General features: G+C 66.4%; 11 protein-coding genes. 8 read left to right on the top strand and 3 right to left on the bottom strand.

Going from position 1 to position 13,515, the window contains the following annotated elements:
• Positions 1 to 70 precede the first annotated feature (70 nt).
• The 7 genes from ACIPG5_RS04305 (at position 71) to yccS (ending at position 11,233) form a co-directional block, all read left to right on the top strand.
• Complete coding sequence (locus ACIPG5_RS04305) at positions 71 to 1,873, top strand: acyl-CoA dehydrogenase (RefSeq protein ID WP_401373507.1); 1,803 nt, start codon at positions 71 to 73, stop codon at positions 1,871 to 1,873.
• A gap of 31 nt (positions 1,874 to 1,904) precedes the next feature.
• On the top strand, positions 1,905 to 3,347 hold the full coding sequence (locus ACIPG5_RS04310) for a TldD/PmbA family protein (RefSeq protein WP_401373509.1): 1,443 nt from the start codon (positions 1,905 to 1,907) through the stop codon (positions 3,345 to 3,347).
• Positions 3,347 to 4,672, top strand: a complete 1,326-nt coding sequence (locus ACIPG5_RS04315) for a TldD/PmbA family protein (RefSeq protein ID WP_401373511.1) — start codon at positions 3,347 to 3,349, stop codon at positions 4,670 to 4,672. Before ACIPG5_RS04310 ends, ACIPG5_RS04315 begins: the two co-directional genes overlap by 1 nt.
• A 100-nt stretch (positions 4,673 to 4,772) precedes the next feature.
• On the top strand, positions 4,773 to 6,200 hold the full coding sequence (mdtD, locus tag ACIPG5_RS04320; protein WP_176513801.1) for a multidrug transporter subunit MdtD: 1,428 nt from the start codon (positions 4,773 to 4,775) through the stop codon (positions 6,198 to 6,200).
• A 112-nt stretch (positions 6,201 to 6,312) separates the two neighbouring features.
• Complete coding sequence (gene dbpA, locus ACIPG5_RS04325; protein WP_401373751.1) at positions 6,313 to 7,650, top strand: ATP-dependent RNA helicase DbpA; 1,338 nt, start codon at positions 6,313 to 6,315, stop codon at positions 7,648 to 7,650.
• A 132-nt stretch (positions 7,651 to 7,782) separates the two neighbouring features.
• Positions 7,783 to 8,964 (top strand): NAD(P)/FAD-dependent oxidoreductase, encoded by a 1,182-nt coding sequence (locus tag ACIPG5_RS04330; protein ID WP_236237459.1) that lies wholly within the window; start codon positions 7,783 to 7,785, stop codon positions 8,962 to 8,964.
• An 82-nt stretch (positions 8,965 to 9,046) separates the two neighbouring features.
• Positions 9,047 to 11,233 (top strand): YccS family putative transporter, encoded by a 2,187-nt coding sequence (yccS, locus tag ACIPG5_RS04335; RefSeq protein ID WP_176513795.1) that lies wholly within the window; start codon positions 9,047 to 9,049, stop codon positions 11,231 to 11,233.
• Positions 11,234 to 11,311: 78 nt separating this feature from the next.
• Here yccS and ACIPG5_RS04340 read toward each other — a convergent pair whose 3' ends face one another.
• The gene (locus tag ACIPG5_RS04340) at positions 11,312 to 12,049 is read right to left on the bottom strand and encodes an ABC transporter substrate-binding protein (RefSeq protein WP_176513793.1); all 738 of its coding nucleotides are present in this window, start codon (positions 12,047 to 12,049) and stop codon (positions 11,312 to 11,314) included.
• A 187-nt stretch (positions 12,050 to 12,236) separates the two neighbouring features.
• Here ACIPG5_RS04340 and ACIPG5_RS04345 point away from each other — a divergent pair, with 187 nt between their 5' ends.
• A complete protein-coding gene (locus ACIPG5_RS04345; protein WP_176513791.1) occupies positions 12,237 to 12,689 on the top strand; it encodes a GNAT family N-acetyltransferase in 453 nt (150 codons plus the stop codon).
• A 10-nt stretch (positions 12,690 to 12,699) separates the two neighbouring features.
• Here ACIPG5_RS04345 and ACIPG5_RS04350 read toward each other — a convergent pair whose 3' ends face one another.
• The gene (locus tag ACIPG5_RS04350) at positions 12,700 to 12,996 is read right to left on the bottom strand and encodes a helix-turn-helix domain-containing protein (RefSeq protein ID WP_003249396.1); all 297 of its coding nucleotides are present in this window, start codon (positions 12,994 to 12,996) and stop codon (positions 12,700 to 12,702) included.
• A 12-nt stretch (positions 12,997 to 13,008) separates the two neighbouring features.
• A complete protein-coding gene (locus tag ACIPG5_RS04355) occupies positions 13,009 to 13,509 on the bottom strand; it encodes a M48 family metallopeptidase (protein WP_176513789.1) in 501 nt (166 codons plus the stop codon).
• Positions 13,510 to 13,515: the final 6 nt, after the last annotated feature.

Genomic DNA, 13,515 nt, shown 5'->3' on the forward strand with positions numbered 1-13,515 from the left:
CACCAATTAACCTGTCCCCCTCCCCCCTCAATCCCTAGACTCGGCTCAAGCCCGCCCAAGGACCGCCCCCATGCCCGAGACCCTGCTCAGCTCCCGCAACCTCGCCTTCGAACTCTACGAAGTGCTCGACGCCCAAGCCCTGACCCAACGCCCGCGCTTCGCCGAGCACAGCCGCGAAACCTTCGACGCCGCGTTGTCCACCGCCCGCACCATCGCCGAGAAGTACTTCGCCCCGCACAACCGCAAGGCCGACGAGAACGAGCCGCGCTATATGGACGGCCGCGCCGAGCTGATTCCCGAGGTCAAGCCTGCGGTGGACGCCTTCCTCGAAGCAGGCTTCCTCAACGCCAACCGCGACTTCGAAGTGGGCGGCATGCAACTGCCCAGCCTGGTCTCGCAAGCCTGCTTCGCGCACTTCCAGGCGGCCAACGCCGGCACCACGGCCTACCCGTTCCTGACCATGGGCGCGGCCAACCTGATCGAAACCTTCGGCAGCGAAGAACAAAAGCGCCTGTACCTGCAGCCGATGATCGAAGGCCGCTACTACGGCACCATGGCGCTGACCGAGCCCCACGCCGGCTCCTCGCTGGCCGATATCCGCACCCGCGCCGAACCTGCCGGCGACGGCAGCTATCGGCTCAAGGGCAACAAGATCTTCATCTCCGGCGGCGACCACGAGCTGTCGGAAAACATCGTGCACATGGTGCTGGCCAAGCTGCCGGACGCCCCCGCCGGGGTGAAGGGCATCTCGCTGTTCATCGTGCCCAAGTACCTGGTCAACGACGACGGCAGCCGCGGTGCGCGCAACGATGTGCTGCTGGCGGGCCTGTTCCACAAGATGGGCTGGCGCGGCACCACCTCCACCGCGCTGAACTTCGGCGACAACGGCGAATGCGTCGGCTACCTGGTGGGGCAGCCCCACCAGGGCCTGGCCTGCATGTTCCAGATGATGAACGAGGCGCGCATCGGCGTCGGCATGGGCGCGGTGATGCTCGGCTACGCCGGCTACCTGTACTCGCTGGAGTACGCGCGCCAGCGCCCGCAGGGCCGCCTGCCGGACAGCAAGGACCCGCACAGCCCGGCCGTGCCGATCATCAACCACACCGACGTCAAGCGCATGCTGCTGGCACAGAAAGCCTACGTGGAGGGCGCGTTCGACCTCGGCCTGTACGCTGCGCGCCTGTTCGACGACACCCACACCGCCCCCGACGAAAGCGCACGGCAACAGGCCAAGGAGCTGCTCGACCTGCTGACCCCGATCGTCAAGTCCTGGCCCTCGGCCTTCTGCCTCAAGGCCAATGAGCTGGCCATCCAGATCCTCGGCGGCCACGGCTACACCCGCGAATACCCAGTGGAGCAGTACTACCGCGACAACCGCCTGAACCCGATCCACGAGGGCACCGAGGGCATCCAGTCGCTCGACCTGCTCGGGCGCAAGCTGGCGCAGAACAACGGCGCCGGCTTGAAACTGCTGATCCGGCTGATCGCCGCAACCGGCGAACGCGCCAGCCATCATCCGAACCTCGACGCCCTGCGCCAGCCATTGGAGCAACTGGTCAATCGCCTGCAGGCCGTGACCCTGGCCCTGCTCGGCGACCTGGCGCACGGCAAGGTCGCCGGCGCCCTGGCCAACTCCGCGCTGTACCTCAAGGCGTTCGGCCATTGCGTGGTCGGCTGGCGCTGGCTGGAGCAGGCCATCCACGCCGAACTGGGCCTGCTCGAGGGCAATGCCGGCGACCGCGACTTCTACCAGGGCAAGCTGCAGGCCGCACGTTATTTCCTGACCTGGGAAGTACCTGGCTGCCATAATGAGCTGGCATTGCTCGAGGCGCGCGACGACACCTGCCTGGCCATGCAAGAGGGGTGGTTCTAGGGGGAGCCACCGTGTACACGGAGGCTTTTCCATGTTCGATTCCAGCGCTTTGCTGCGCCAGCGCTTCGCCGCGCTGCGCAGCACGGCCGAGTTGTTTTCCCTGCGTCATGTAAAACAGTCGCACCAATCGCTTTCGGTTCGGCGCAACGTCGCCGAGCCGCCGCTGTTCAGCCAGGACGAAGGCGCCATGCTCACCGTGCGGGTCAATGGCGTGGAGGCCTATGCGGCCACCGCCGACTTGTCCCAGCAAGGCCTGCAGCGCGCCCTCGAACAGGCCGAAAACCTGGCCCGGCAAATCGCCCGGCACAGCCTGCTCGACCTGCGCGAGCAAACGGTGACCGCTGCGCGCCACGACCATGTCTCGCCCAACTTCGAGCAACCGCTGCCGAGCCTCGCCGACTGCCTTGGCCTGCTCGCCGCCGAATCGGCCAGCGTGCCCAAGGACAGCCGCCTGGTGGATTGGCAGGCCAGCCTTGGCATGAGCCTGGTCGAGCAGACCTACCTGAACAGCGCCGGCGCCGAGCTGCGCCATGCCCAGCGCTTCCTGTTCCCAGGCCTTGGCGTGACCGCCAGCGACGGGAAGGACAGCCAGAGCCGCAGCCTTGGCCGTGACAACTTCGGCCAGCAGGGCGGTTTCGAGGTCATCGAGCGCTGCGGCCTGGTCGGCGCTGGCCGCCACATCGCCGACGAGGCCCTGCAGCTGTTGCTGGCGCCCAACACCCCCAGCGGCGCCCGCGACCTGCTGCTGATGCCCGACCAGATGATGCTGCAGATCCACGAGTCCATCGGCCACCCGCTGGAGATGGACCGCATCCTCGGCGACGAGCGCAACTACGCCGGCACAAGCTTCGTCAAAGCCAGCGATTTCGGCCACCTGCAGTACGGCTCCAAATGGCTCAACGTGACCTTCGACCCGACCATCGGCGAAGAGCTGGCCAGCTACAGCCATGACGACGACGGCACCCCGGCCAGCAAGCAGTACCTGATTCGCGACGGCCTGCTGCTGCGCCCGCTGGGCGGTGCGCTGTCGCAGTTCCGCTCAGGCCTGGACGGCGTGGCCAACAGCCGTGCCTGCGGCTGGAACCGCGCGCCGATCGACCGCATGGCCAACCTCAACATCGAGCCCGGCGACCAGCCGCTGCAGCAGCTGATCGCAGGCATCGAGCACGGCATCCTGATGCGCACCAACCGCTCCTGGTCCATCGACGATGCGCGCAACAAGTTCCAGTTCGGCTGCGAATGGGGGCAATTGATCGAAAACGGCGAGCTCAAGGGCATCGTCAAGAACCCCAACTACCGCGGTATTTCCGCGCAGTTCTGGGGCAACCTGGCGGCGGTCGGCGACCGCAGCACCTTCCAGGTCTTGGGCACGCCCAACTGCGGCAAGGGCGAACCCAACCAGGTGGTACGCGTCGGCCACGCCTCGCCCGCCTGCGTGTTCCGCCAGATCGACGTATTCGGGGGAGACGCCTGATGACACCACAGCAAACATTCGAAGCCCTGGTGGGCGTGCTGCGCGATGCACTGCAACCCGGCGAGCAGTTCACCCTCGGCTACAGCGCCGAACACTCGCAGTTCGCGCGTTTCAACCACGCCAAGGTGCGCCAGGCCGGCGCCGTGAGCCAAGCCAGCGCGCAGTTGCGGCTGATCCGAGACGGGCGCCAGGCCGAACACCAGGTCACCTTGAGCGACGATGCGCAGCTGGACCGCCAGCGCCTGGGCGAGGCTTTGCAGCAACTGCGCCAGACCCTGCCGTTGCTGGCCGTGGACCCTTACCTGCGCCTGGACGAGAACGCCTGGCACAGCCACAGCCAGCAGCAACAGCCGCTGCCGGCGCTGAGCGAAGTGCTGGCGCTGCTCGAGCGCGAAGCGGGCGACCTGGACCTGGTCGGCATCTATGCCGCCGGCCCGATTTGCCGCGGTTTCGCCAGCTCCTTCGGCGCCTTTGGCTGGCACCAGGCCAACAGCTTCAACTTCGACTGGAGCCTGTTCCACAGCAATGGCCAGGCCGTGAAAGCCAACTATGCCGGCCAGGTGTGGAACGCCGACGACTTCAGCGCGCGCCTGCGCCAGGCCCGTGAGCAGCTGGGCTTCCTCGGCCGCCCGGCAGTCACCCTCAAGCCCGGCAGCTACCGCGCCTACCTGGCACCTGCCGCCATGGACGAAATCGCCGGCATGCTGTGCTGGGGCGGTTTCTCGGCCCAGGCGCTGGCCACCGGCAACAGTGCCCTGCAGCGCTTGTACAACGGCGATGCGCGGCTGAGCCCGCAGGTCAGCTTCAGCGAACAGGTCAGTGGTTCGTTGAGCCCGGCGTTTTCCGATGAGGGCTCGCCGCGCCTGGATGTGCCGCTGATCCGCCAGGGGCGCGCGGTGGACAAGCTGGTCAGCGCTCGCAGTGCAGTGGAGTTCGGATTGCCCAGCAACGGCGCCGACAGCTACGAGTCGCCCTGCGCGCTGAGCCTGGCGCCGGGCGGCTTGGCCAGCGAGCAGATTCTTGAGCGCCTGGGCACTGGGCTATACATCAGTAACCTGTGGTACCTGAACTACTCGGACCTGCCCGCGGCGCGCATGACCGGGCTGACCCGCTTTGCCACCTTCTGGGTGGAGAACGGGCAGATCCAGGGGCCAGTCAGCACCATGCGCTTCGATGACAGCCTGTACAGCCTGCTGGGCAGCCAGCTGGAAGACCTGACCTGCGAGCGCGAGATGATCCTGTCGACCAGTACCTATGGGCAGCGCAGTACCGGGTCGAGTCATTTGCCGGGGGCGCTGGTCAAAGGGCTGACCTTGACATTGTGATTGGCCATCCGCGCCTCATCGCCGGCAAGCCGGCTCCCACAACACCCCTGTGGGAGCCGGCTTGCCGGCGATGAGGCCCGGACAGACGGAAGAGGACGCCATGCCCGAACGCACCCCGCTGGACCCGACCACCGCCCGCTGGATCCCCTGGGTGGTGGCGATCGCTTTCTTCATGCAGTCCCTGGACGGCACCATCCTCAACACCGCGCTGCCGGCCATGGCCCGCTCCCTGGATGAAAACCCGCTGCGCATGCAGGGTGTGATCATCGCCTACATGCTCACCGTGGCCCTGCTGATCCCCGCCTCGGGCTGGATCGCCGACCGCTTCGGCACCAAGCGCATCTTCTTCAGCGCCATCCTGCTGTTCAGCTTCGGCTCGCTGCTGTGCGCCATGACCAACAGCCTCGGCTTCCTGATCTTCGCCCGCGTGGTGCAGGGCCTGGGCGGCGCGTTGATGCTGCCGGTGGGGCGGCTGGTGGTGCTGCGCGCCTACCCGCGCACCGAGCTGGTGCGGATCATGAGCTTCATCACCATCCCCGGCCTGCTCGGCCCGCTGCTTGGCCCCACCCTGGGCGGCTGGCTGGTGGAAATCCTCAGCTGGCACTGGATCTTTCTGATCAACCTGCCGGTGGGCGCGCTGGGTTGCTATGCGGTGTGGAAGTTCATCCCCGACCTGCGCGGCGCCGAGCGCACCACCTTCGACGGCCCGGGCTTCATCCTCTTCGGCGCGGCGATGGTGCTGATCACCATCGCCATGGAAGGCCTGGGCGAACTGCACCTGCCGCACCTGCGGGTCATGCTTTTGCTGTTCGCCGGCATGGCCTGCCTGGCCGCCTACTGGCTGCGCGCCGGGCGCGACCCGGAGCCGCTGTTCTCGCCCAGCCTGTTTCGCGTGCGCACCTTCGCCATCGGCATCCTCGGCAACCTGTTCGCGCGCCTGGGCAGCGGCGCCCTGCCGTTCCTGGTGCCGTTGCTGCTGCAGGTGGCGCTGGGCTATTCGCCGGCCCAGGCGGGCATGAGCATGATCCCGCTGGCGGCGGCGGCGATGCTCGCCAAGTCCATCGCCAGGCCACTGATCGAACGCCTGGGCTACCGCATCGTGCTCACCGGCAACACGCTGCTGCTGGGCCTGCTGCTGGCCAGCCTGGGGCTGGTCGATGAGCAGACCCCCTATGCCGTGCTGCTGGTGCAACTGGGCCTGCTCGGGGCGGTCAACTCGATGCAGTTCACGGCGATGAACACGGTGACCCTGATCGACCTCGACGATGCCGCCGCCAGCAGCGGCAACAGCCTGCTGTCGGTGGTCGCGCAGCTGTCGTTGAGCCTGGGCGTGGCCTGCGCCGGCGCCTTGCTCGGCGGCTTCACCGCCGCCGGCAGCGCCGAAGGCGTGGAAACCACCCTGCAGGCCTTCCAGCTGACCTTCGTGACCATCGGCGTCATGGCCATGCTGGCCGCGGCGATCTTCCTGCAACTGGCGCCGACGGACGGAAGGCGTGCCCGTCGTCCGGAACAACACGTGGAATCGTAGGGCGAATGGCCATGGGGCTGGTAGACTGTGCGGCATTTTTCGCTTCGCACCGCAGGCCCGCCTCGTGACCACCGAATCCACCGCCTTTGCTACCTTGCCGCTGTCCGCCGCCATGCTGGCCAACCTGGACGCCCTCGGCTATGCCTCGATGACGCCCATCCAGGCCCAGAGCCTGCCCGTCATCCTCAAGGGCCAGGACCTGATCGCCCAGGCCAAGACCGGCAGCGGCAAGACCGCCGCCTTCGGCATCGGCCTGCTCAACCCGATCAACCCGCGCTACTTCGGCTGCCAGGCCCTGGTGCTGTGCCCCACCCGCGAGCTCGCCGACCAGGTGGCCAAAGAGCTGCGCCGCCTGGCCCGGGCCGAGGACAACATCAAGATCCTCACCCTCTGCGGCGGTGTGTCGCTGGGCCCGCAGATCGCCTCGCTGGAGCACGGTGCGCACATCATCGTCGGCACCCCAGGCCGCATCCAGCAGCACCTGGACAAGGGCACCCTGGTCCTCGACGGGCTCAACACCCTGGTGCTCGACGAAGCCGACCGCATGCTCGACATGGGCTTCTTCGACGCCATCGCCGCCATCATCGGCAAGACCCCGTCGCGCCGCCAGACCCTGCTGTTCTCGGCCACCTACCCGGCCGGCATCGAGCAACTGGCCGCCGATTTCATGCGCAAGCCCCAGCAAGTGAAGGTCGAGAGCCTGCACGCCGACAACCAGATCGAGCAGCGCTTCATCGAGATCGACCCGCAGCAGCGCCTGGAAGCCGTCACCCGCGTGCTCGGCCACTACCGCCCGCAGTCCTGCGTGGCGTTCTGCTTCACCAAGCAGCAGTGCGAGGACGTGGTGGCCCACCTGACCGCCAAGGGCATCGTCGCCCAGGCCCTGCACGGCGACCTGGAGCAGCGCGACCGCGACCAGGTGCTGACCATGTTTGCCAACCGCAGCAGCTCGGTGCTGGTGGCCACCGACGTGGCCGCCCGTGGCCTGGACATCGATGGCCTGGACATGGTCATCAACGTGGAATTGGCCCGTGATGCGGAAATCCACGTGCACCGCGTCGGCCGCACCGGCCGTGCAGGCGAGAAAGGCATTGCCGTGAGCCTGGTGGCGCCAGCCGAAGGCCACCGCGCCCAGGCCATCGAAGCGCTGCAGAAAAGCCCGCTGCGCTGGGACCAGCTGGACAGCCTGAAGCACAAAGGCGGCGAGCCGCTGCTGCCGGTGATGACCACCCTGTGCATTGCCGCCGGGCGCAAGGACAAGCTGCGCCCGGGTGACATCCTGGGTGCGCTGACCGGTGATGCCGGCATTCCGGGCAAGCAGGTGGGCAAGATCGCCATCTTCGACTTCCAGGCCTTCGTTGCCGTGGAGCGGGCGCTGGCCAAGCAGGCCATGCAGCGGCTGAACAGCGGCAAGATCAAGGGCCGGGCCCTGAAAGTCCGCATTATCTGACGATTCCTGGGGCTGCTTTGCAGCCCAATCGCCGGCAAGCCGGCTCCCACATGAGGAGTGTGCCCGCCCTTGTGGGAGCCGGCTTGCCGGCGATTGGGCCGCACCGCGGCCCCTATTACCAAGAGGTATACCGTGCACTCCACCGACGTGATCATCCTCGGCGCCGGCGCCGCCGGCCTGATGTGCGCCCAGCTCAGCGCCCGCCGTGGCCGCCGGGTGCTGCTGCTCGACCACGCCAACAAGCCCGGCAAGAAGATCCTCATGTCCGGCGGCGGGCGCTGCAACTTCACCAACCTGTACACCGAGCCGGCCAACTTCCTGTCGCACAACGCGCACTTCTGCAAATCGGCCCTGGCCCGCTACACCCAGTGGGACTTCATCGAGCTGGTGGCCAAGCACGGCGTGCCCTACCACGAGAAAAAGCTCGGCCAGCTGTTCTGCGACAACAAGGCCAGCGACATCCTCAACATGCTGCTGGCCGAATGTGCCGAGGCCGGTGCCGAACTGCGCATGGAAACCAGCATCCAGCACATCGAGAAGACCGAAGGCGGCTACCTGCTGCAAACCAGCGCCGGGCAGTTCGCCTGCCAGTCGCTGGTGATCGCCACCGGCGGCTTGTCGATCCCGACCCTGGGCGCCACCGGTTTCGGCTACCAGGTGGCGCGCCAGTTCGGCCACACCCTGCTGCCGACCCGCGCCGGCCTGGTGCCGTTCACCATCACCGAGCCCCAACTCAAGGCACTGTGCACCGAACTTTCGGGCACCTCGCTGGACTGCACGGCCAGCTGCAACGGCACCAGCTTTCGCGAAAACCTGCTGTTCACCCATCGCGGCCTGAGTGGCCCGGCAATCTTGCAGATCTCATCGTTCTGGGAAGCCGGCGACACCGTCGAGATCAACCTGCTGCCCGATCGCGATGCGCTGGCCTGGCTGCAACAGCAGCAGGCCGAACGCGCCAACGCCGAACTCAAGACGGTGCTGGGCGAGGTGTTCACCCGCAAGCTGGCCAACCTGCTGGCCGAGCAGTGGTTCGAATCCAGGCCGATGAAGCAGTACACCCCGGCGGAACTGGCGCAGATCGCCGACAAGCTGGCCGCCTGGCAGCTGGTGCCGGCCGGCACCGAGGGCTATCGCACCGCCGAGGTGACCCTGGGCGGCGTCGACACCCGCGAGGTGTCGTCCAAGACCATGGAATCGCTGAAGAGCCCTGGGCTGTACTTCATCGGTGAAGTGCTGGATGTCACCGGCCACCTGGGCGGTTTCAATTTCCAGTGGGCCTGGGCATCGGCCAACGCTGCGGCGCAGTTCGTGTAGAGTAGAATCCATTCAGCAGCACGGAACGCTTCTTGCTGGTCCGTGCGGCAATGCATTCATTCGATCACTGCCCAAGGCCATCATGTCATCGAGCTCGTTCCGTCAGTCACTGCGTCGCCTGTGGGGCCAAGACAAGTTCAGCTACAGCATTCGAGTGACCATTGCCCTCACCGGCAGCCTGGCCTTGTGCTGGTACCAGAACGAGATGGGCCTGTTGATTCCGCTGTTCCTCGGCATCATCGCCAGCGCCCTGGCCGAGACCGACGACAGTTGGCAGGGCCGCCTCAGCGCCCTGGCGGTGACCTTGGTGTGCTTCGCCATCGCCGCCCTCGCCGTCGAGCTGCTGTTCCCCTACCCCTGGATATTCGCCATCGCCCTGGCGCTGGCGGCCTTCGGCCTGACCATGCTCGGGGCGCTGGGCGAGCGCTATGGCGCCATCGCCTCGGCCACGCTGATCACCGCGGTGTACACCATGATTGGCGTCGACCAGCGCGGCGGCCAGGTCACCGACTTCTGGCACGAACCGCTGCTGCTGGTGGCCGGCGCTGCCTGGTACGGCTTACTGTCGGTGCTGTGGCAGGCGCTGTTTTCCAACCAGCCGGTGCAGCAGAGCCTGGCCAAGCTGTTCTTCGAACTGGGCCGCTACCTCAAGCTCAAGGCCAACCTGTTCGAGCCGATCCGCAACCATGACCTGGAAGCCCGGCGCCTGGAGCTGGCCCAGCAGAACGGCAAGGTGGTCGCGGCCCTCAACGCGGCCAAGGAAATCATCCTGCACCGGGTGGGCAACAGCCAGCCCAACTCCAAGGTCAGCCGCTACCTGAAGCTGTACTTTTTGGCCCAGGACATCCACGAGCGCGTCAGCGCCTCGCACTACCCCTACAACGCCCTGGCCGATGCGTTCTTCCACAGCGACGTGATGTTCCGCTGCCAGCGCCTGCTGCGCCATCAAGGTTCGGCCTGCCAGGACCTGGCGCGCTCGATCCGCCTGCGCCAGCCGTTCGTGCTCGACAGCCGCTTCGCCGACACCCTGGAAGACCTCAACGCCTCCCTGGAGCACCTGCGCAACCAGAACAACCCGGCCTGGCGCGGCCTGTTGCGCTCGCTGCGAGCACTGGCGGCCAACCTGGCCACCCTCGACCGCCTGCTGGGCGCCGCCAGCAACCCGGACAGCCTCGCCGATGCCAGCGACAGCAGCCTGCTCGACCGCTCGCCGCGCAACCTCAAGGACGTCTGGACCCGCCTGCGCACCCAGCTCACACCCACCTCGCTGCTGTTCCGCCACGCCCTGCGCCTGCCGCTGGCGCTGTCGATCGGCTATGGCATGGTGCACCTGATCCACCCGACCCAGGGCTACTGGATCATCCTCACCACGCTGTTCGTCTGCCAGCCCAACTACGGCGCGACCCGGCGCAAGCTGGTGCAGCGGATTTTCGGCACGGCCATCGGCCTGACCGTGGGCTGGGCGCTGTTCGACCTGTTCCCCAACCCTGTGATCCAGTCGCTGTTCGCGGTGGTTGCCGGGGTGGTGTTCTTCGTCAACCGCACCACCCGCTACACCCTGGCCACGGCGGCCATCACGCTGATGGTGCTGTTCTGCTTCAATCAGATCGGCGATGGCTACGGCCTGTTCCTGCCGCGCCTGTTCGATACGCTGGTGGGCAGCCTGATCGCCATCCTCGCGGTGTTCCTGTTCCTCCCCGACTGGCAGGGCCGGCGCCTGAACAAGGCGCTGGCCAATACCTTGAGCTGCGCAAGCCTGTACCTGCGCCAGATCATGCAGCAGTACGCCCACGGCAAGCGCGACGACCTCGCCTACCGCCTGGCCCGGCGCAACGCCCACAACGCCGATGCCGCACTGTCCACCACGCTGGCCAACATGCTCATGGAGCCTGGGCATTTCCGTAAGGAGGCGGACGTGGGCTTCCGCTTCCTGGTGCTGTCGCATACCTTGCTCAGCTACCTCTCGGGGCTGGGCGCACACCGCGACAATGCCTTGCCGGCAGAGGTGCAGGAACAGTTGATCGACGGCGCCGGGCAGAGCCTGGCCGACAGCCTGGACGAGATTGCCAATGGCCTGGCGGCGCGCTTGCCGGTGGCCATTCACAGCGATGCCGAGGAAGCGCTGGCCAATGCGCTGGAGCAGATGCCCGATGAGGTGGATGAGCATCAGCGGCTGGTACAGACGCAGCTGGCCTTGATCTGCCGGCAGCTGGGGCCGCTGCGGACCCTGGCCGCGCACCTGATCAAAGAGGGCTCACAAAGCCAGTGATCTGCACAGCCCTGAAGACCAAAGGGGTACCTGTGGGAGCCGGCTTGCCGGCGATAGGGCCAGCACAGACGCCAGAAGTCAAAAGCCATGCTGGCGCAACAACCGCGCATAGCTGCCATCGGCCTTCATCGCCGCAATGGCCCGTTCGAAGCGTTCGACGATCTGCTGGTGCTCGGGATGCTTCAGGCTCACCAGAATATGCAGGGTATTCTCCGCCAGCGGCGGCCCCACCAGCGTCACGCCATCGCGCACCTGCTGCGGCTCGCGCTGCAGGTTGTAGCGCGCCACGTACTCATCCTCCACCGCCAGGTTCACCCGCCCTGCCGCCAGCATGCGCACGGCCGTGGAGAAGTTGCGCACCTGCACCTTGTGCAGGCGGCTGTCGTCATCGAACACCGGCGAGTAGGCGTAGTCGCGCACCACGGCAATGCTGTAGGGGTACAGGTCGCTCTGCTGCTGGTAGCGGAAGTTGTCGCCCTTGCGCTTGAGCAGGCGAATACGGTTGTTCAGGTAGCCCTTGGAAAACTGGCCGACCTGCGCCCGCGAGTCGTTGTACCAAGTGTTGATCAACACGTCGTAGCGCCCTTCGCCAATGCCCATCAGCGCTCGCGCCCAGGGCACTTCCTCGTAGCCGCTGGCATAACCCGCACGTGTCAGCGCTGTAGTGACCAGGCTAGTGGCCAGGCCACCGCCGGGCATGCCGCTGTCGGTGAACGGCGGCCAGTTGTCGGCCACCAGCCGCAGCTTTTCCTGGCCCAGGGCAGGTGCTGTCAGCATCACGCCCAACAATCCCAACGCGTAAAGCAGTGGCCGCATGCTGAAGTCCTTTTGCAGAGGGGGCACACGTGATGAAAGGCATCTGCAAACGAGAGTACACAAAGCCGTGGCGCAGGGCAGCGGCCAATAGTGTCATTTAGCCTCTATTTTGGCCGAACCCATCTGCCACTCGTCGCCGGCCAGCAGATTTGCGATGATCGACGATCATTTTCAGGAGTTACCCGCCATGTCCATCGAATGGGTCTGCAAACACCACACTGATCTGAGCAAGGAGCAGCTCTACGCCATCCTGCAGTTGCGCACCGAAGTGTTCGTGGTGGAGCAGCGCTGCGCCTACCAGGAAGTCGACGGCCAGGACCTGGCAGGCGATACCCTGCACCTGATGGCGTGGCAGGAAGACCAGCTGCTGGCCTACCTGCGCCTGCTCGATCCGCAGTCCCAGGGTGGCGACGTGGTCATTGGCCGCGTGGTGACGGCGCCGCAGGCGCGCGGGCTGAAGCTGGGCCACCCGCTGCTGCTCAAAGGGCTGGAAGCGGCCGCGCATTGCTGGCCGGGCACGCCGGTGTACCTGTCGGCGCAGGCGCACCTGCAGGGCTTCTATGGCCAGCACGGCTTCGAAGTGGTGGGCGAGCAGTACCTGGAAGACGACATCCCCCACATCGGCATGCGCAAGGCCTGAGCCCGGCAGCTCACGGGTAGCCGAGCACCTCGCGGATCTGGCGCAGGTGCCGGATGATCCACTGCTTGTCGATCGCCCCCCAGTCATGGATGCGGTAGTGCCCGGCGTGGTTGCGCGCCCCTTCCTGCTGCTCGAACTCGCAGACGATGTCCAGGTCGGCCAGGGCTGCGATGGTGTCCTGGGCGGTGCGCCGCGGCATGCCGGTGGCCTCCATCAGGGCCGGTACGCTGGTGGCGGTCTGGCTGTCGATCAGCCAGGCCACGTACAAACGACGATAGAAGCTGCTCTTGGTCTTGCTCACTTCCATGCTGCGGGGTCCTTACAGGTTGCCTGGCAGTTCCCGATAGGTCAGGTACACGCGCAGGTCGAATTCCAGTTGGTGGTAGTCCGGTTCCATGTGCTGGCACAGCTGGTAGAACGCCTTGCTGTGGTCACGCTCGCGCAGGTGCGCAAGCTCGTGCACCACGATCATGCGCAGAAACGCCGGCGCCGCCTCCTTGAACAGCGAGGCGATGCGGATTTCCTTCTTCGCCTTGAGGTTGCCGCCCTGCACCCTGGACACCGCCGTGTTCAGGCCCAGGGCGCGGTGGGTGAGGTCCAGGCGGTTGTCGAACAGCACCTTGTCCAGCGGCGGCGCAGTACGCAGGTACTGCTGGCGCAGTTGCTGGGCGTAGTTGTACAGCGCCTTGTCGCTCTGCACGTCATGGCGGCCCGGGTAGCGCTGCTGCAGGTAGCCGCCCAGGCGGTCGCTGTCGATCATTTGCTGCACCTGCTGTTGCAGGTGCGGCGGGTAGGCTTGCAAGTAGCGTAATACGGTCATGGCACG

This window comes from Pseudomonas sp. NPDC087029, assembly GCF_044745345.1.
Lineage (GTDB): Bacteria > Pseudomonadota > Gammaproteobacteria > Pseudomonadales > Pseudomonadaceae > Aquipseudomonas > Aquipseudomonas faucium.

Bases quoted from the DNA above. Each gene is read 5' to 3' on its own strand.
- ACIPG5_RS04305 (WP_401373507.1), top strand. From the start codon at position 71: ATGCCCGAGACCCTGCTCAGCTCCCGCAACCTCGCCTTCGAACTCTAC.
- ACIPG5_RS04310 (WP_401373509.1), top strand. From the start codon at position 1,905: ATGTTCGATTCCAGCGCTTTGCTGCGCCAGCGCTTCGCCGCGCTGCGC.
- ACIPG5_RS04315 (WP_401373511.1), top strand. From the start codon at position 3,347: ATGACACCACAGCAAACATTCGAAGCCCTGGTGGGCGTGCTGCGCGAT.
- mdtD (WP_176513801.1), top strand. From the start codon at position 4,773: ATGCCCGAACGCACCCCGCTGGACCCGACCACCGCCCGCTGGATCCCC.
- dbpA (WP_401373751.1), top strand. From the start codon at position 6,313: ATGCTGGCCAACCTGGACGCCCTCGGCTATGCCTCGATGACGCCCATC.
- yccS (WP_176513795.1), top strand. From the start codon at position 9,047: ATGTCATCGAGCTCGTTCCGTCAGTCACTGCGTCGCCTGTGGGGCCAA.
- ACIPG5_RS04340 (WP_176513793.1), bottom strand. From the start codon at position 12,049: ATGCGGCCACTGCTTTACGCGTTGGGATTGTTGGGCGTGATGCTGACA.
- ACIPG5_RS04345 (WP_176513791.1), top strand. From the start codon at position 12,237: ATGTCCATCGAATGGGTCTGCAAACACCACACTGATCTGAGCAAGGAG.
- ACIPG5_RS04350 (WP_003249396.1), bottom strand. From the start codon at position 12,996: ATGGAAGTGAGCAAGACCAAGAGCAGCTTCTATCGTCGTTTGTACGTG.
- ACIPG5_RS04355 (WP_176513789.1), bottom strand. From the start codon at position 13,509: ATGACCGTATTACGCTACTTGCAAGCCTACCCGCCGCACCTGCAACAG.